Annotated in this window: 14 protein-coding genes; 6 read left to right on the top strand and 8 right to left on the bottom strand. The window is 61.6% G+C overall.

Going from position 1 to position 16,877, the window contains the following annotated elements; genetic code table 11:
* The first annotated feature begins 167 nt into the window (after positions 1-167).
* The 3 genes from M1P90_RS25800 to M1P90_RS25790 all read left to right on the top strand — a co-directional run bounded on the left by M1P90_RS25800 (position 168) and on the right by M1P90_RS25790 (position 3,987).
* The gene (locus M1P90_RS25800) at positions 168-1,955 is read left to right on the top strand and encodes a SpoIIE family protein phosphatase (RefSeq protein WP_483698452.1); all 1,788 of its coding nucleotides are present in this window, start codon (positions 168-170) and stop codon (positions 1,953-1,955) included.
* Complete coding sequence (gene cysS, locus M1P90_RS25795) at positions 1,942-3,141, top strand: cysteine--tRNA ligase (RefSeq protein WP_483698451.1); 1,200 nt, start codon at positions 1,942-1,944, stop codon at positions 3,139-3,141. Before M1P90_RS25800 ends, cysS begins: the two co-directional genes overlap by 14 nt.
* A gap of 180 nt (positions 3,142-3,321) precedes the next feature.
* A complete protein-coding gene (locus tag M1P90_RS25790; protein WP_483698449.1) occupies positions 3,322-3,987 on the top strand; it encodes a CvpA family protein in 666 nt (221 codons plus the stop codon).
* Positions 3,988-4,042: 55 nt separating this feature from the next.
* On the opposite strand, the gene M1P90_RS25785 is transcribed toward M1P90_RS25790, so the two are convergent.
* The 4 genes from M1P90_RS25785 to M1P90_RS25770 all read right to left on the bottom strand — a co-directional run bounded on the left by M1P90_RS25785 (position 4,043) and on the right by M1P90_RS25770 (position 9,090).
* Positions 4,043-5,155 carry a nucleotidyltransferase family protein gene (locus M1P90_RS25785; protein ID WP_483698448.1) on the bottom strand — a complete coding sequence of 371 codons (1,113 nt, stop codon included), beginning with the start codon at positions 5,153-5,155 and terminating at the stop codon, positions 4,043-4,045.
* Between the two features lie 78 nt (positions 5,156-5,233).
* Positions 5,234-6,202: a GDP-mannose 4,6-dehydratase gene (locus tag M1P90_RS25780; RefSeq protein WP_483698447.1), complete on the bottom strand. Its 969-nt coding sequence runs from the start codon at positions 6,200-6,202 to the stop codon at positions 5,234-5,236.
* A gap of 189 nt (positions 6,203-6,391) precedes the next feature.
* Positions 6,392-8,368 (bottom strand): AAA family ATPase, encoded by a 1,977-nt coding sequence (locus M1P90_RS25775; protein ID WP_483698446.1) that lies wholly within the window; start codon positions 8,366-8,368, stop codon positions 6,392-6,394.
* Positions 8,369-8,415: 47 nt separating this feature from the next.
* Positions 8,416-9,090 carry a hypothetical protein gene (locus M1P90_RS25770; protein ID WP_483698445.1) on the bottom strand — a complete coding sequence of 225 codons (675 nt, stop codon included), beginning with the start codon at positions 9,088-9,090 and terminating at the stop codon, positions 8,416-8,418.
* Positions 9,091-9,257: 167 nt separating this feature from the next.
* On the opposite strand from M1P90_RS25770, the gene M1P90_RS25765 reads away from it, so the two are divergent.
* The 3 genes from M1P90_RS25765 (at position 9,258) to M1P90_RS25755 (ending at position 12,187) form a co-directional block, all read left to right on the top strand.
* A complete protein-coding gene (locus tag M1P90_RS25765) occupies positions 9,258-10,103 on the top strand; it encodes an ABC transporter substrate-binding protein (protein WP_483698444.1) in 846 nt (281 codons plus the stop codon).
* A gap of 194 nt (positions 10,104-10,297) precedes the next feature.
* A complete protein-coding gene (locus M1P90_RS25760; protein ID WP_483698442.1) occupies positions 10,298-11,578 on the top strand; it encodes a vWA domain-containing protein in 1,281 nt (426 codons plus the stop codon).
* Positions 11,579-11,749: 171 nt separating this feature from the next.
* Entirely contained in the window at positions 11,750-12,187 is a 438-nt protein-coding gene (locus tag M1P90_RS25755; RefSeq protein WP_483698441.1) for a heme-binding domain-containing protein, read from the top strand.
* Positions 12,188-12,295: 108 nt separating this feature from the next.
* Here the strand turns inward: M1P90_RS25755 and M1P90_RS25750 are convergent, their stop codons facing one another.
* The 4 genes from M1P90_RS25750 to M1P90_RS25735 form a co-directional block, all read right to left on the bottom strand.
* Complete coding sequence (locus M1P90_RS25750; protein ID WP_483698440.1) at positions 12,296-13,246, bottom strand: alpha/beta hydrolase; 951 nt, start codon at positions 13,244-13,246, stop codon at positions 12,296-12,298.
* Between the two features lie 107 nt (positions 13,247-13,353).
* A complete protein-coding gene (locus M1P90_RS25745; protein ID WP_483698439.1) occupies positions 13,354-14,067 on the bottom strand; it encodes a hypothetical protein in 714 nt (237 codons plus the stop codon).
* Positions 14,068-14,523: 456 nt separating this feature from the next.
* On the bottom strand, positions 14,524-15,282 hold the full coding sequence (locus M1P90_RS25740) for an RNA polymerase sigma factor (RefSeq protein ID WP_483698438.1): 759 nt from the start codon (positions 15,280-15,282) through the stop codon (positions 14,524-14,526).
* A 264-nt stretch (positions 15,283-15,546) separates the two neighbouring features.
* Positions 15,547-16,584 carry a hypothetical protein gene (locus tag M1P90_RS25735; protein WP_483698436.1) on the bottom strand — a complete coding sequence of 346 codons (1,038 nt, stop codon included), beginning with the start codon at positions 16,582-16,584 and terminating at the stop codon, positions 15,547-15,549.
* Positions 16,585-16,877 lie beyond the last annotated feature (293 nt).

Below are 16,877 nucleotides of genomic sequence, written 5' to 3'. Positions count from 1 at the left end.
TAGAGAGCTGTTCAATGCGCCGTCCGAGTTCCCGGCGGCTTCGTTTGCCGCGTCAACCTGCCGGTTCCCTTAACTCAGGCGTCCGCACAAGCATTGCCAACCGGCTGCGCTGGTCGTTTTTACTATCGTCAACACTGCCCTTGCTGATTGTCGGGGCGGTGCTTTTGGTGATCAATGCCGACGCGCAGCAGAATAGCGTGTATAACGACCAGATCGACCTTGCGAAACGTGTTGAGCTGGATGTGTCGCGCCACCTCGAAGAGCAGCGCAACCAGCTCGACCAGTTTGCCCTCCAGGTGCGCCCAAGCACTTCGCAGGAACAGCTTGTCGATCTGGCGAAAGACCTCGTCAACCGCAACTACCCGAATATGCTCGATTTTGTGCTGCTCGACGGTGGCGCGAACGAGCGTTTGCACCTGGTTAAGCTGCTGCTGCTGAATGACAAAACGCTTGGCAGCCGCAAGGACGACCCGGCCGTACAGCAGGCGCTGCGCGATGGCACGATCACCTATTCGCCAATTGCGCGCAACGGCTCTGGGGTGCGCTCATACGTGATAACCATGCCCGTGCGCAACGATGCCAGCACTGTTGTTGGCGCGCTGCGCGCCGAGCTCAGCGCCGAGCCGCTGGCAAGCAGCCTGGCAAACGCGATTGCAAACTCCAAAAGCTACCCCTATATGGTATTGCATTCCGACGGGAGTGTGATACTCGACGATGGCAAGCCCGCGTTTAATGTTCCAAGTGGGCTGAAAACCCTGATCCGTTCGCCAAACGAGGTGGCACAGTATTCGGGCGCGCGCAGCCAGGAAGTTATTGGCGCGCAGGCGCCAGTGATGCTTCGCAACAACAAGGAGTCAACCGGCTGGACAATTATTGTCGAACAGCCGCTGCTGACGGCATTCGGCAGCCTGCGCAACAGTATTTTCGTGCTGGGCCTGCTGGTCCTTGTTGTGGGCGCGATCGCGCTCTTCTACGCATTTCGGCAGGCACGCCAGTTTTTGCGGCCGCTTGAGGCGCTGCGCAATGGCGCGAATGCGCTTGGGGCCGGCCAGCTGAGCTACCGCATCGGCGACCTGGGCGACGATGAAATGGGCGAGTTGGCACGCACCTTCAATGGCATGGCCGAGCACCTGCAAAAATCGCTGGCCGAGATCGAGCACCGCAACGAGCGATTGCGCCGCTCGATGGCGCTGGCCCGCGACATCCAGATTGGCCTGCTGCCCGACCGCCCGCCCTGGAATGGCGACGAAATTGCCGTGTATGCGCGCTCGTTGCCAGCCTACGAGGTTGGTGGCGATTTCTATTCTTACCTGGCAATGTCGGAAGGGCGCGCGGCGATTGCGATTGGCGACATTTCCGGCAAGGGCGTGGGCGCTGCGCTCCTGATGGCGCTCACATCGAGCGCAGTGGAGTCGCAGGGCCGCCAGATCGAACATCCCGCCCAGGTGCTTACCGCGCTCAACAACTTGCTGGCACCACGCCTGCGCGCCAACCACATGAATGCGGCGCTGCTGTTCGCGGTGATCGACCCGCGCGAGGAAACGCTGCGCGTGGCGAATGCGGGCATGATCGCGCCGGCATTAGTCACCAAGCAGGGCAGCCAGTTCATCGATGTGGGCGGCCTGCCGCTTGGCTCCTTCGCTGGCGCGACATACCAGGAGCAAACGGTGCGCTTCACCCCTGGCGACATGCTGCTGCTCCTGAGCGATGGCGTTGTCGAGGCGCACGATTCTAACAACGAACTTTTCGGTTTCGAGCGGCTCGAAAGCCTGCTCAACGACTCGCAGCCCTATGATGTGCGCGATCTGGTCGAATTGGTGCTCGACCGGGTGCAGGAGCATATGGGCGATATGGAACAGCACGACGATATTACCATCGTCGCGGTGCGGCCGGCAGTTGCTCCGGATGAGACCGGTGTAGAAGAGGATCAGGCAGTTTCCTATGCAACTATTTGACACCCTGCGGGGAGAGAAGGCTCAGCTCGAAGTACCAACCGACCGGCCAGTCACATTGTATGTCTGTGGCGTCACCCCCTACGATACAACGCACGTTGGCCACGCGCACACCTTTCTGATTTTTGACCTGCTTATTCGCTACCTGAACCACTGCGGCGCCGAAGTTCGCTACTGCCAGAATGTCACCGATGTCGATACGCCCTTGTTCGAGCGGGCCGCGCGCGATAACATTGCCTGGGACGAGCTGGCCCGCCGCGAAACCGCGCAGTTTGTGCGCGATTGCGCCGACCTGAATATGATCCCGCCCACGTATTACCCCAAAGCATCCGAAGAAATCCCCCTGATGCTCACTATCGTCGAGCGGCTGATTGAGCAGGGCCACGCCTACGAGCGCAACGGCAGCGTCTACTTCAGCATCAAAACCGACCCCGACTATGGCGCGATGACGCGGCTGGGCTACGCCGACATGCTGGCCGTCGCCAACGAGCGCGGCAACGACCCGAACGACCCGAATAAGGCCGATCCGCTGGATTTCGTGCTGTGGCAGGCCGCCGCGCCGGGCGAGCCCACCTGGGAAAGCCCGTGGGGGCCGGGCCGCCCCGGCTGGCACATCGAGTGTACCACTATGTCAACCCGCTACCTGGGCGATCAGATCGACATTCACGGCGGCGGGCGCGACCTGATTTTCCCGCACCACCCATCTGAGATTGCTCAGACCGAAGCCTACAGCGGCAAAAAGCCGTTTGTGCGCTTCTGGATGCACGGCGGCATGGCCTTCCTCGGCGGCGAGAAAATGAGCAAATCACTTGGCAACATGGTGTTCATCCGCCAGGCGCTGACTGAGCATAGCGCCGACGCACTTCGCTGGTACCTGCTTTCCTTCCCCTACCGCGACGATTTCCACTACGAGCGCGATGGCGTGCTTGCAGCCGAGGGGCAGGTCGAGCGTATGCACAGCGCCCTGTCTGCGCCTGGCGGCGGCGCGCCAGCCAGCACCGATGGCGCTGCCGAGCACCATGCCTTCTTCGCCGCGCTCGACGACGACCTCCAGTCGCCGGCCGCGCTGGCGCAGATCGACGCCCTGGCGCAGCGCATTTTGCACGATGCCTCGGCCGATTGCGACATTGCCGCGGCCCAGAACGCCCTGCGCACCATGGCGCATGTATTTGGGTTTAAAGTAGCGTAGCAGCGTTTGCTGCGCTGCCTGCTAGCGCCGCGCTGGCGGCAATCGGCGGCAGGGTGCTGATCCACACACAATCCGCGAAAAGGGCTACTGGCACAATTGCTGCCGGTGGCCCTTTGGTGTTTTGTGCTACAATTGGCCATACGACCCCCGCACATACATCATGCTCGAAAGGCCACGCTTATGGCAATTGCGCTTACTGGCGGGATCGCACTTGTGCTGATTGTGCTCGCGGTATTTGGCTACCTGCGCGATCTGCGCCGTGGCATGCTCGCCCTGCTTGGCACCCTTGGCGGTGCCATCCTGGTCGATTTCTGGGGCGCGCCGTGGGGCGCCAACCTGGCCGCCCGCTTCTCAACCGACATTCAGCGCGCGACGCTGTGGGTGAGCTGCATGCTGTTTCTGTGGTGCGCCCTGGGCGTTGGCTACGGCGGCGCAGTGTTGCTGCCCAAACTCGCGGGCGATCGGCCCATCCGGCAGCGTTTGATGGGCGCGCTGCTTGGGCTGGTAAACGCCCTGCTGATTGTTGGCTTCCTGCTGCGCTACGCATTTGCGCACGAAGCCAATTCCTCAGCCAGCCTGGCAGCCAACGTGCTTGCCAACGCGCTGTATATTACGCTGCCGTGGCTCTTCCTGGGCGCGGCGCTGCTGGTAAGCGTGCTTGCCCTTGGGCGCGGCATAATGACACTGATGCAAAACCGGGCAGCAGCCACGCCCGCCAGCTCAGGCAGCGCCGCGCCAGCCACGCGCACCGCGCCGCCAGGAGTGGCTGCCAGCCCCGGCGAGCCAGACCGGCGGATTGGCTCGCGCGAGGTGCTTGGCAAAATCAACGAGGTAAATAAGCGCTAAAAAACGGCCGGCTGGGAATTCCCAGCCGGCCGTTTCGTTGGCTTCAGCGCGCCTGTTAGAACGAGATCGCCTGATCTTTCAGCGCGGTGCCGGGCCAGATGCGCACGCCGCGCTCCAGCCGGTTTTCTGCGCCCAGTGTGCAGTTATCGCTGACGATCGTGCCATCGAGCAGGTGCGTCTTCGGGCCGATCTGGTTGCCCCGGCCCAACACGCACGAGCGCAGCACCGCGCCCGCCCCGATCTCATTTCCGTCCCAGATCACCGCGCCTTCAATCATCGCGTCGTTGCCAATGGTTGTGTTTGCGCCAACCACCGTCGGGCCAATCACGCGCGCGCCCGCGCTGATCGTCACGCCCGCGCCAAGCACCACTGGCCCCACCAGCTGCGCCGACGGGTGAATATCGACATCGCCCTCGGCCCACACACGCTCGGCCACTGGCTTGCCGCGAAACTTGTATTTCACCTTGCCGATCAGGATGTCGTGGTGCACTTCGAGGTAGGCTTGCGGCTTGCCAACGTCGGTCCAGTAGGCATTCGAGGGGTAGCCAAACATGGGGTCGCTGGTTTGCAGCATCACCGGGAACAGACCGCGCTCGAACATGTAATACTGCGACGGCGGCACATAGCGAAACACCTCGGGCTCAAGAATATAGGTGCCGGCGTTGATCATGTTGGTGGTAATGTCTTCCGGGCGCGGCTTTTCGAGGAAGCGGCGAATGTGCCCGTCAGCGTCGGTTTCGACCAGGCCAAAGGCGGTCGGGTCTTCCACCGGCGTCAGGGCAATCGTCAGCTTGCTTTGATTCTCGCGGTGGAATGCGAGCATCGCGCGCAGGTCGAGGTCGGTCATCACATCGCCGTTGAAGACAAACGTGGTGTCGTCGAGCATGTGCTCGACATTCTTCACCGCGCCGGCCGTGCCGCGTGGCTCGGGTTCTTCGACAATATGCACCTTCACGCCCAGGCGCGAACCATCGCCCAGCGTCTCGCGGAAGCGTTCGGCAAGGTACTGCACCGCCAGGATCACCTCAGTGATGCCCTGGTCGCGCATATTCTCAATCATATGCTCGATGAATGGCTGGTTCACCAGCGGGATCATCGGCTTTGGCGTATTGCATGTGAGTGGGCGCAGGCGTGTTCCCAAACCGCCTACAAGAACAACAGCTTTCATTGGTTCCTCCGCAATTTTAGGCTAGATTGAAAGTAAAACGTCGAGCGCACCGCCGCGAAAAATAAGATGGCGATGCGTCTAATGGGCACGAAGCATTGTTTGGTACTGGCCGCGCCAGTAGGCCAGGATATCGGCAAGGGTTTGTTCAAGCGGGATCTGCGGATCCCAGCCGGTATGCGCGTGAAAAAGGTTGTAGTCGCTGACCACCCGTGGAACATCGGAAGGCCGCATGCGCGCCGGGTCCTGCTCGATACGAATTGAGGCAGTGCTCAGGCTCAGCAGAATATCGAGCAGGTGGCGCATGCTCACGCTGCGGCCCGACCCAACATTATAGGCGCAGGGAACCTGACCGTAGCTCGCAGCAAGGGCATAGGCGCGCGCAATATCGCGCACATCGGTGAAATCGCGCTCGGCGGTGAGATTGCCAACCTGGATACATGGCGCTTGCAGGCCAGCCTCGATACGCGCGATCTGGGCGGCAAATGAGCCAACCGCAAAACGCTCGCCCTGGCGCGGCCCAATGTGGTTGAACAGGCGCAGCCGCACGGTGCGCAGCTGGTGGCTGATATGGTACTGGTAGGCCAGGAGATCTTGGGCGGCCTTGCTGACGGCGTAGGGGTTGACCGGCCGGAAAGGCGTGCGCTCGGTCAAAGGCAGGTCGGCTGGCTCGATATAGCCATAAATTTCGTTGCTGGTTGCAATCACCAGCAGTGGATCCAGATCACTCTGGATGACTGCCTGAAATACATTCAGTTGTGTTGAGATATTGGTTGTTAACGTTCCGGCGGGATCCTGAAACGACTGCGGCACGTTTGATTGGGCTGCCAAATGAAAAATGACGGTGGGCTGGGCGCGCATGACCACGGCACTCAGCATGGCAACATTGCTGAGATCGCACGCCTCAATATGTACGCGGCCTCGCAAGCCCGGCACTGCAAGCTCGGCCTGGCGGGCGACGCCCCATACCTCCCACTCGTCGCTGGCAAGGAGATATTCGGCCAGATGGCCGCCAACAAATCCATTAATGCCGGTAATGAGTGCTCGCATATAGCGGTACTATAGCGGAAACCCTATGAGCGTGCAAGTAATAAGCAATGCTGTTCCGCTAACGATTTCGACATTTATTCACAATCAATGATGGACTGTCGTTAGGTCTATGGCGCCGAACAAACACAACGCGGGAGCTGGCAAATGCCGCTCCCGCGTTGTAGCGCCTGAAACAAGCTTCGGCCGGCGCTATTCTTCTGCTAGTTTGTCAGCCTCATCGCCTGCCTGCGTTTCGGCCTGGGCGCTGGGGCTGTATGGGTCGCTGGGCGGCTGCGAGGCCGCCGGCACAGGCACCTCGGGCATAGGCGAGGCAGGCAGTTTGCCGTTCTGGCGGCCATTGCGCCGAATGCTGGTTGGCTCGGGCAGGGCGCGCGTTGCCACCAGGCCAAACGGGCGCTCCTCGGCGTTGCGCGGGTCGGCGAATGGATGCTCGGCCTCAACACGCGTCAGAATCTCGGCGATGTCGATGTCCGTCAGCTCGTTGCGGAGGATCAGCGCCTCGGCAATTGCGATGACGGCTTCTTTATTTGATTCGAGCAGGCGCTTGGCGACACGATACTGCTGATCAAGGATGCGCTCGACGCGCGGCTTGATCTCGCCCGTTGCCACACCACCCATCGCGCCATACGAGAAGAAGCTGTCGTCCATGGCCCAGAAGCCAACCATGCGCGTGGCCATGTCGGTGGCCTGGATCATGTCCATCGATACGCCAGCGGTTGTGTAGCCCAGAAATGTTTCCTCGGCGGCGTACGCGCCCAGCGTCATGGTGATGTCGTCGAGAATTTCCTGCTTGTTCGGGATGTGGTACTCATCGATTGGCTTTTGCGCAACAAAGCCGGCGGCGCGGCCGTGGCGCACAATCGTGACCTTGGCAATGCGCTCGCGCTTGATGAGTTTGGCCTGAATGTAGGCGTGCCCGGCTTCGTGGTAGGCGGTGCCGCGGCGCTCCTCATAGGGCAGGTTGCGGATCGGCTGCTTGAGACCCCACTCATGCACTTCGCGCGCGGCGGTGAAGTCCCAGTAGTTAATCGCTTGCCGGCCATCGAAGTGGGCGTGGATGACCGCCTCGTTGATGACGAACTTGATCGCCACCGGCGTGTAGTTGATCGTATCCGAGACCATGCGATCGATCGGCATCGGCTCGGCTTTTACTTTGCTGAGGTAGTACATCAGCACATCGCGGCGGCCCTCGCTATCGGGCGCTTCGACGATGATCTGCCGGTCGAAACGGCCGGGGCGCAGCAGGGCTTTGTCAAGCGTTTCGGCGAGGTTGGTTGCGCCCATGGTCAGCACAGGCGGCATCTCGACTTTTTTCCTGACCAGGCCAAGATTGCGCAGCAGCTTGCGCAGCGCCTTGACTTCTTGCGGCGGCGGGTCCATCTGCATCAGCAGTTCGTTCAGGATGCCGGCGCCCATCATATTCCCCATCATGCCGCCGCCCATTGCCATGCCACCGCCGCCGGCCATGTTCTGGCTGCGCGCGCCGCCAATCGCGTCAATTTCGTCGATGAAGAGGATGCACGCGCCATATTCCTTGGCGAGCTTGCGCGCCTTGCCGTAGAGCATACGCACGCGCAGCGGGCCAACGCCGACAAACATATTCTGGAACGACGGCGCGCTGGCGTAACCAAATGGCACCCCGGCCTCCGTCGAGATCGCCTGCGCCAGGTAGCTCTTGCCGGTTCCGGGAGGGCCAAGCAGCAGCAAGCCACGCGTGACCTCGCCACCCATGTCCTTAAAGTCTTTGACGCCCTTCAGCAGCGTCACAATGCGCTGCGCGGCCTCAACCACCTCGGGGTTGCCACGGTAGTCCTTGAATGATACGCCCGTCTCGCCCGGTTTCACCCAGTAGGTGCGGCCGCGCCCCAGGAACCAGAAGATCGCGACAAACTGAATAATCGCCAGCGCGATCGTCAGCGCCATCTGGAAGACAAACATCAGCGCGTCGAGCACCGGGTTGCCTTGCGTAAGCCAGGAAGCCAGCGACGGCGCGAGATAGTTGAAGAACAGATAGAGGCCGATCACCACGAAAACAATGCGGCGGGCAAGCCGCCATGTTTTCGTGGGCCAGCGGTCGAACATTTTGTCGAGCTTCTGGTCGATCTCGCGGTCGAGGTCGTCGCGGTAGCGGCGATCAGCGGGTGGGGTGTAGGGTTCCAAAGCCATGACAACACTCCGTTTCAACAGGGGTCATGCGGCCAAGACGGGCGAAGCTACTGCTGCGAGTTCGTGCTTGCACCATTTTGCGGCGCCAGCACCGACTCAATCTCGGTGATCTTGCCGTCGGCATCGGCGTGGAAGATGATTGGGAAGCGGCGCTGCTGGTTGCGCACGCGCAAATCAACAGTGTAGAAATACATCCCGCCGGCATCTTCCTTCACGCCGCCAATATAGTCGTAGTGCAGGAATTCCAGCCCAATGTTGCGCAAATTATCGACCTGCGCCTGGAGCGTCGCCTTGGTTGCCCCATTCGCGAGCTGCGTTGCCTGATATTGCGTGCTGTATGCATCCCACATAATATCGGCGTTGAACGTTTTCTGTCCCTGAATAAAGGTTTCGACCGCAGCCGCTGGCGGGATTGAGTCGGCGCGCGAGAAGACTGCGGGCGCGGCTTTCGGCCCCCACAGCATAAACGACATCCAGCCGATCACGCCCAGCAGCCCGATGACAAGCACGGCAAACAGCGCGTATGGCCGCAGCGCGCGCCCGGCAATGATCCCGCCGCGCAGCAGGCGCCGCAGCACCAAACGGCTTGTTCGCCGGAAGCGAACAAAGCGGCCAGCTTTTGGGGTAGCGTAGGGAGAAACCGTGTTTGGTGCGTAAGCGGGCGGTGGCGAGTACATGGGGGTGGCAGCAATTGGCTGCTGCGGGTCGCGGTATTCGTCCATACATCGTCATCCTAACTGAGCGTTGCAGTGAAACGTGCCCACCGCGTACACAAAACGGGCCAGACGTACCTGCTTTGGGGAAGCCTTGCTTTTGTAGCCTGAAGTATACTGGATTGAAGATCGAATCGCAACGGATTCTGAATAAGCATACGATGAGAACACGCGCTTTGGATGCATGGCAACGCGCTCGGCGGGCCTGGCGGCGGCGCGATTCTGCGGCGCTGGCAGTGCTGGTTACCTACGCGCTGCTCGCCATTGCAACGCAGCTGGGCTGGCAAATTGGCGGCCAGGGCCCCGACCCAGTGTGGGCGGCTGCGCGCGAGCGGGGCACATTGCGCGTGGCAGTCGAATTTGGCTACTACCCTTTTTCCTGGCTCCAAAATGGCGAGCCGAGCGGCTATGATATTGACCTGGCGCGAGCAGTTGCGCAAAAACTGGGCCTGCGCGCGGAATTTGTGCCAAGCAACCTCGATTCGATCTACGACGATCTTGCCACGCACCGGGCCGACATCGCCGCTTCGGCGCTGCCTTACGCGCCCGAGCAGGGCTGGCGGGCCGGTTTTTCGACATTTTATTTCAACGCTGGGCTGGTGCTGGTGGTGCCGCAGGGTGCGAATATCACAGGCGTTGAGGGGCTGGTGGGGCGGCGGCTGGGCGTGGCGCTCGGCACCGACGCAGATACCTATGCGCGCCAGTTTGCGGCGTCCCACGCCGATGTTGATGTGCGCTCGGCCTACGATACGCCCACCGAAGCCCTTGCCGACTTGCGGCGCGGCCAGCTCGACGCGGTGATTGCCGATAATGCCGCCGCGCTGATCGACCTGGGGCACGCGCCCGGGCTCCAAACCGCAGGGCCAGCGCTGACCCTGGAGCCGTATGCGCTTGCAATGCCCATCGAGGCCTACCAGCTGCGCGACGCTGTCAACCGCGCGCTGGAAAGCCTGCGGCAGGAAGGCTTCTTCGAGCGGAACGGCACCACGTGGTTTGTGCAAGCGCCGGCCCGGCCCAGGTAGGCAGTGCCAATTGCCGCTCTGCGCACGATTTCCCCGCCAGAAAGCGTATTCCATGATGGCTCTGGTATGCTATACTAGGCATGTTACGCGTGTTCATGCAACACAGTGCGCCTTTCGAACGTACCAGCTAGCGGCGACACCGCACACTGGTATGATGTGGTGCGCATGTTGGGTGTTGTGAAAGGAGCGAGTCCATGGCCGGTGAGGTCAATCTTCGAGCAACGCTGGCACGGCCATATTTGCCGGTCACCGGCTCTCCCCAGGTCGCCTATCTGCTGATCGAAGCGCAGCCAAGCCAGGCTGTTGCGCAGGTGCGCATGCCAGTGAATGTGTGCTTTGTGCTCGATCGCAGCGGCTCTATGAAAGGCGAAAAGATCGACCGGGTGCGCCGCGCGACAGCCCGCGCCCTTGAGATGCTGAACGCGCAGGATATTGCTTCGGTGGTGATTTTCGATCACCGCACCGAGGTGCTTATTCCGGCTGGCCCGGTGGCCAATCAGCGCGAACTGCAAGATAAAATCAGCCGTATTCGCGATGCCGGCGGCACCAAGATCGCGCCAGCGGTTGAGAAGGGCCTGCGCGAGATCGAGCGCGGCGGCGCAAATGCCATTCGGCGCATGGTGCTGCTGACCGATGGGCAAACCGAGAGCGAAAAAGAATGCCTGCTGCGCGCCGACGACGCCGGCCGCATGGGCGTGCCAGTTACCGCGCTGGGCGTGGGCAAGGACTGGAACGAGGATTTGCTGATCGATATGGCGAACCGCTCGGGCGGCACTGCCGATTATATCGACCAGCCCGACAAGATCATCTCCTACTTCCAGAACACGGTGCAGCGCGCCCAGGCCACGGCCATCCATAACGCAAACCTGACCCTGCGATTGGTGCAGGGCATCACGCCGCGCGCTGTCTGGCAGGTTATTCCGCTGATCAACAACCTGGGCTACCGCCCGGTTTCCGACCGCGATGTCAGCGTGCCGATTGGCGAGCTGGAAACCGGCAGCGGCCGCACCCTGCTGATCGAACTGCTGGTCGACCCGCGCCCGGCCGGGCAGTACCGCATCGGCCAGGTCGAAATGTCGTACGACGTGCCAGTGCTGAGCATGCAGGGCGAGCGCTCGCGCGCCGACGTGGTGATGACTTTCTCGGCCGATGCAAACCTGAACGCGCAGGTCAACGCCCCAGTGATGAATATTGTCGAGAAGGTCAGTGCGTTCAAGCTGCAAACCCGCGCCCTGCAAGACCTGCAGTCGGGCGATGTGGGCGGCGCGACCCAGAAGCTGCAAAGCGCGGTGACGCGGCTGCTCAACCAGGGCGAGGTCGAGCTGGCACAGACCATGCAGCAGGAAATCAGCAACCTGCAGCAGACCGGCCAGCTTTCCAGCGAGGGCCAGAAGACCATGAAGTTTGGCACGCGCAAAACGGTGCGCCTGAGCGATCTTGATATTCCTGAAGAGCTGCGCAACCAGGGCAGCTAAACACGGCGAAGAACACAGGCAGTTATGTGGTCGGGGGTGGCGTCGCCGCTCCCGGCTTCTTTTTCATCATGGGGCGGGTGGCGTTTAATAGCATGTTAAGGCAGGCATGGCACAATTGGGAAGATTCGTTGGTGCCGGCACGGTGGCGGCATCGTAGTGGTGGTGATTGCGATGATTGCACGACTGGTGCGCCTGGGATTTATTGGTATTTTCGTTTTGCTGGTGGTGATCCAGCTCCTGCCGATTGGCCGGCCAACGCCCAACCCGGCGACACGGGCGGAACCAGCCTGGAATAGCCCGGAAACGCGTGCGCTTGCCAGGCGCGCCTGCTTCGACTGCCATAGCAACGAAACCGTCTGGCCGGCGTATTCGTATGTTGCGCCGGTTTCGTGGCTGGTGGCGCGCAATGTTCAGCGCGGGCGCCACAAGCTTAATTTCTCGGAATTCGGCACCACCAGCAACAGCGAACAGGAAACCGACGACATTCCAAAAGTGTTTCGGCGCGGCTCGATGCCGCCCAGGGAGTATCTGCTGCTGCATCCCGAAGCTCGCCTGACGGCCGAGGAAATGCGGCAGCTTCAGGCGGGCCTGGAGGCCTCGCTGCGCTAGCTGGTGCGGCAGAACAGTGGTTGTGCTGGAGGTGCAGGGTGGCTTCGCCACCCTGCATTTTTGTTTTCTGCTATGGCGCAGCAATGCTATGGCGCAGCAGAAATGAGCTTACAGCTGTTCGCGAAAAAAGCGCACGATCTGGCCGGCGTGCTCGTGTACATACAGGTAGCCGCCAAAACGCTCGGTGCTGGGGTGGCGCACCAGCGGCAGCGCGTTGGGCGTGGCCCATGCGATTGCCTGCGCATCGGCAACCGTGCCGAGCTGGTCGCCGGTGCCCTGGATGTAGAGCATGCGCGTTTCGCCCAGGTGCTCGGCAGCGCGCACCAGGTCGATCTGTGCCAGTGGCGGCCCGCCGATTGCGCGGTAGAGCGGCTCGACCAGATGGAGCAGCGCGGGGCCAGCCGGGCCAATCACGGTGCGCGCCAGCCGGGGCGCAAACACCAGCGGCGATGTTGGCTGTACGGCGACGGCGGCGCGAATGGGCTGGCTGCGTGGTATGCCATAGATCAGCGTGTTTGCGCCCATCGAAAAGCCGACCGCGCCAATGCGCTGGGGGTCGACATCGGGACGGCGGCGCAGAAACTCCACCGCGCCAATGAAATCGCGCGCCTCGTGCACGCCAAAGGTCACCGGCGGGGCGGAGCCGCTCTGGCCGTGGTTGCGCAGATCAAAGAGCAGGGTGTGGAAGCCAGCCGCGCCAAGCGCCTGTGCCATGGGCAGAAAATCGATGGTTCGGTCGGGCAGCAAGCTCGTTCCAGCCTGGTTACCTAGCCGGTTCCACGGCCAGCCATGCACAAAAACAATTGTCGGGGCCGGCGTGCTCGTGTCGCCGCTATGGGGAAGAAACCAGCCGCGCAGAATCACGCCATCGCTGGCGCCGAACACCACTTCTTCGGCTGCAAGGCCCAGCGCCTGCGGGCTGGCCCAGAGCGGCTGGCGCAAGCCGGCAAACATCATGCGCGTGAGCGATGCGGCTGGATAGCCAATTCGGCCCGCAGTGACGCCAAGCGCCAGGCCCAGGGCGGCAGCGCCATTACGGCGCAAGGATGCACCTGCCATCAAGCTCTCCTTTGTTGCACTGCGCAGCACCACACAGCCGCACTATCTTACCATAGCACGGGCTTGATCGCTTGGCCTAACGAGATAGCTGCCAGAACGCGCCAGCGCTAGAGCGTCATGGTTTCAATAATGACTTCGCGGTCGGGCAGGCAAAACGAAAGACGGTAGGTGCCAGCAAGGAGATTATCGAGCACAAAATTACCCAGCTCATCGAGCCGGGCTGCCGCTGCCTGCTGGTGTGCGTCAAACAGGTATGCAATTGTATCGATAAGGCTGGTTGGGGGTTCGTCGTGAAGGCGCAGCGAGCCAGTCAGAACGCGGCGGTCGGCACGGTTGGCAACCGAGCGCACACCAATCGTGATCTGAAGATTTTCGGCTTGAAAAGCGTACTGGCTAATGTGGCCCTGGCTGCGTGGCGCTCCGTAGAAATCGAAAAGCGGGCTTGTGGAGCGGTTTTGTGTGCGTTGTGCAATAACCTGGCGTACCGAGCCGCCGGGTGGCGCTGGGCAATGTGTCGGTTTGGTTTGGGAGATGTTGGTGGAGATGGTATACCATTGCTCGGGCGGGGCCGGACCGGCAACTGCGTCGGCGGCCAGCTGCCGTAAGAAGGTAAGTTCGCGTTTGCAGTGGGGGCATGTGGCTATGTGGGAACAAACTTGATCCGATTGTGTGGCGCTAAGCGTTTCTTCGTGGAATGCAACCAGGGTGTCGGTGGCGGGGCAGAACATGCGGAAAAATTGTTTGCGTAAAAAGCCTTGAAGGTCGGCATAGTGTTGTGCTCGGGCGGCGCAGTAGCCGCACTGCCTCAGATGCTCGTACACATCGGGACTCGCTTCGCCATCAATCGCCGCAATCAGCGTAATTTCGTCCAGCTCGGGCGAGCTCGTGCATCTGCTCGCGTCCCATATCGGTGCCTGCATACAAAACTCCGCTGCAGTATCGGCCTGCCAGTGTTTCTATAATATTGAACGTCGCTCGCCGCATATTTTGCGCATACTTTTTCTTAACATGTCAGCAGTTTTTTATCATAACATCAGGTAATACACAAGTGGCAAATACCTGCCCGCGCCGATTTCTTACCGGCGGGCGGCAGTATCAGGCCATAAACGCCCGCAAAAAGCATTTGTCACAAAAGTTAAAATTAGAATATACGTGAGGGGCTAGGCTGTGGGGGCGAAAAAGCGGCGAACCTCATCTGAAGTTCGCCGCTGGCGGGGCGGTGGTGGCCACCCTGCGCGCGGAAGAATCTGGTCAATCAGTGTACTTGGGGAAAGTTTTTACGAAGCCAGCATGCTGCGCAGCTCGGGGTTGCGGCTGAGCCGCCCCAGCACATTGCGCTTGACGTTATACACGTCGTTGATGCTCGAAAACAGATCCTGGCGGGCCTGGAAGATGTCGCCTGGCCGCAGGCCCAGGACGAACGAGCGGTACACGACCACGCGCTCGGCTTCGTTATTGAGCTGCGAGGCAATGTAGCCCCAGAACTCCTCGGAAAACACCCGTTCCATCGCTTCCTCATCCGGCGCCGCCTGCAGCGCCTGCCCGGAAGGCAGCGCTTCTTCCGGCAGCATCTCGGCCCACGACTGGGCACGGACGCTATCTACTACGACTGAGCCGGCGCAAAGTTGCAGGTAGTGCAGCAGCGCGGCCAAATTCGGGAACTGCTCGAAGCGCGCCGAGATCGCCTTCCAGAACTTCGTGAAAGCTGCCCCAACGAAATACTCGCTGCTTTCGCCGCTGCTCAGGAATGCCCCGCTGCGGCGCACCCAGCTTTCGACCAGCGGGCTGTAGTAGGTGTAGATATGCTCCCAGGCAACGTCGTTCTGCTCGACAATTGCGCGGCGAAACAGCTCGTAGGCGAAGCGCGTGTCGTGCTGGATGCCACGGTAGAAACGCTCGCTTTCGGCCAGACTGTGCCGCAGCAGTGCTGCAAGCTCGAGGCGCGTGGGGTCGATTGACTCGCCGTTGGGCGCTTGCCTCTCGGTAAATACTGGCCGCATGGATGGTCGAGCCGTGTGTGTACGTGCTGCTATCATCGCTTCCTCCTGCAACGCGTCCTGCCTTTGTTTCCATGCTGGCGCAACCTGCCAAGCCATGGTTCAGGCGGTATCGATTTGGTACAATTACGCGAATTTTTTTGGCAACGCCGTCGTGGGCTGACAGAACTATTGTAGGGAAGAGAAGAGGCGCTGAAAAGAGTTGGGGATGAGCGAATGATGACAGAGGCTACTATTTCGAATAGTATTTGGCTCTGTAACGCCTTAAAGATGAATTTTCCTTCATCTTTGCGGGCGGGCCGACTACTTCAGGCCCTTGCGCAGCTCCTGGGCGCGTAGCTCAGGCTGCTCGGTGGCGTAGCGCGCGGCGGGTGGTGTGGTGAGCGATGGCTCGCCCCAGGCGAACCAGTCGTCGGTGGGGTCGCCGTTCGGCCCAGCATCCGATTCCAGCGTGAGCGTGATGCTTTGGCCAGCCCACGGGCGCAGATCGGCCCAGCCCGGTACCCAGCCGCGCAACGCGGTTTCTCGATCAACCGTTAGCTCAGTGGCGAGCACGCGCTTGCCATCGGCCGGTGTGACCCACACGCGGAATGTCGCCCCGTCGGTTTGCCACTCGCGCGCGGCCGGGTCGAGCCCGATGAGGAAGTGCAGCGCGGCCCGTTCTGCTGGCACCGCGAGCGGTATGGAAATGCTGGCGGGTGGGTGCAGAAACAGGGCCGGGGCGCGCAGCTTCTGGCCGCGCGGGCCAGTGGCGAAGGCTTGCTCGTAGGCGGTTTGCCCGCGGTAGCACGAGGCCGCGCCCTGGTCGGTGCAGAACAGGGATTTTATGAGATTGCCCGGCGCGTCGATCTGGCCGGCCAGCAACTGCGCGAGCAGATCGGTGCGCGGGGTGGTTTTTGCCACGGCTGCCATTTGCGCGTACACCAGGCTGGTTTCCCAGCGGATGAGCTGGTTGGCGGGCGCGACCGCCAAGGCGCGCGCGTAGGCGGCGGCGGCAGCGTCGAGGTCGCCAAGCGCGAGGTAGGCTTGCCCTTCAAGGCGGTAGGCTTGCGGGTGGGCGGGGCGGCGGGCGGCGGCAGATTCCAGGTAGGCAAGCGCGGCGCGGAGCGCGCCAGCATCGCGGGCTTTTGGCATGCTGGCGGCGGCGCGTGGCGTGGGCCAGGCCAGGCCTGTGTCGAGCAGCTGGCCGGCGCGCTCCATGTCGTAGGCCCACAGGGCCAGCGGGGCTGCCAGCGCCGCAAGAAGAAGCACGGCAAGCAGCAGAAGCGCCGCCGCCAACAGCCAGCGCCGCCGCCGCGAAAACGTGGCGGGCGCGGGCTGCGTGGGCTGCTGTGTCGGCAAGACGCTCATAGTGGCGGGGAGTATAGCCGCCTGCACACGGCGCGTCAAATGCGGGCGGGGTTTAGGCGCAACCGGGAACGTTCACCACAGAGACACAGAGGCACAGAGGGCTTTAGAATGCGCTCGCGAGTCTTGGTGGTACGGTATTGGGTTTGTGCAAGGGGCAGGCGCGGTGTTTCAGCCACGCCTGCCCCTTGCCTTGGATGCTGAGACGAAGGAAGAATGATCACCTTGCGCTTGGTCATTCTTCCTTCGTCTTTGGTCAGAGCCAGAAACAGCCTTCCAAAGAGTTG

This window comes from Kouleothrix sp. 19917, assembly GCF_057073505.1.
Note: the sequence above shows the minus strand (reverse complement) of the source record. Positions and strands in the feature narration are given on the sequence as shown.

Excerpts from the sequence above, each read along its gene's own strand:
- cysS (WP_483698451.1), top strand. The coding sequence starts at position 1,942 with ATGCAACTATTTGACACCCTGCGGGGAGAGAAGGCTCAGCTCGAAGTA.
- M1P90_RS25770 (WP_483698445.1), bottom strand. The coding sequence starts at position 9,090 with ATGGACGAATACCGCGACCCGCAGCAGCCAATTGCTGCCACCCCCATG.
- M1P90_RS25780 (WP_483698447.1), bottom strand. The coding sequence starts at position 6,202 with ATGCGAGCACTCATTACCGGCATTAATGGATTTGTTGGCGGCCATCTG.
- M1P90_RS25785 (WP_483698448.1), bottom strand. The coding sequence starts at position 5,155 with ATGAAAGCTGTTGTTCTTGTAGGCGGTTTGGGAACACGCCTGCGCCCA.
- M1P90_RS25760 (WP_483698442.1), top strand. The coding sequence starts at position 10,298 with ATGGCCGGTGAGGTCAATCTTCGAGCAACGCTGGCACGGCCATATTTG.
- M1P90_RS25790 (WP_483698449.1), top strand. The coding sequence starts at position 3,322 with ATGGCAATTGCGCTTACTGGCGGGATCGCACTTGTGCTGATTGTGCTC.
- M1P90_RS25755 (WP_483698441.1), top strand. The coding sequence starts at position 11,750 with ATGATTGCACGACTGGTGCGCCTGGGATTTATTGGTATTTTCGTTTTG.
- M1P90_RS25740 (WP_483698438.1), bottom strand. The coding sequence starts at position 15,282 with ATGATAGCAGCACGTACACACACGGCTCGACCATCCATGCGGCCAGTA.
- M1P90_RS25775 (WP_483698446.1), bottom strand. The coding sequence starts at position 8,368 with ATGGCTTTGGAACCCTACACCCCACCCGCTGATCGCCGCTACCGCGAC.
- M1P90_RS25750 (WP_483698440.1), bottom strand. The coding sequence starts at position 13,246 with ATGGCAGGTGCATCCTTGCGCCGTAATGGCGCTGCCGCCCTGGGCCTG.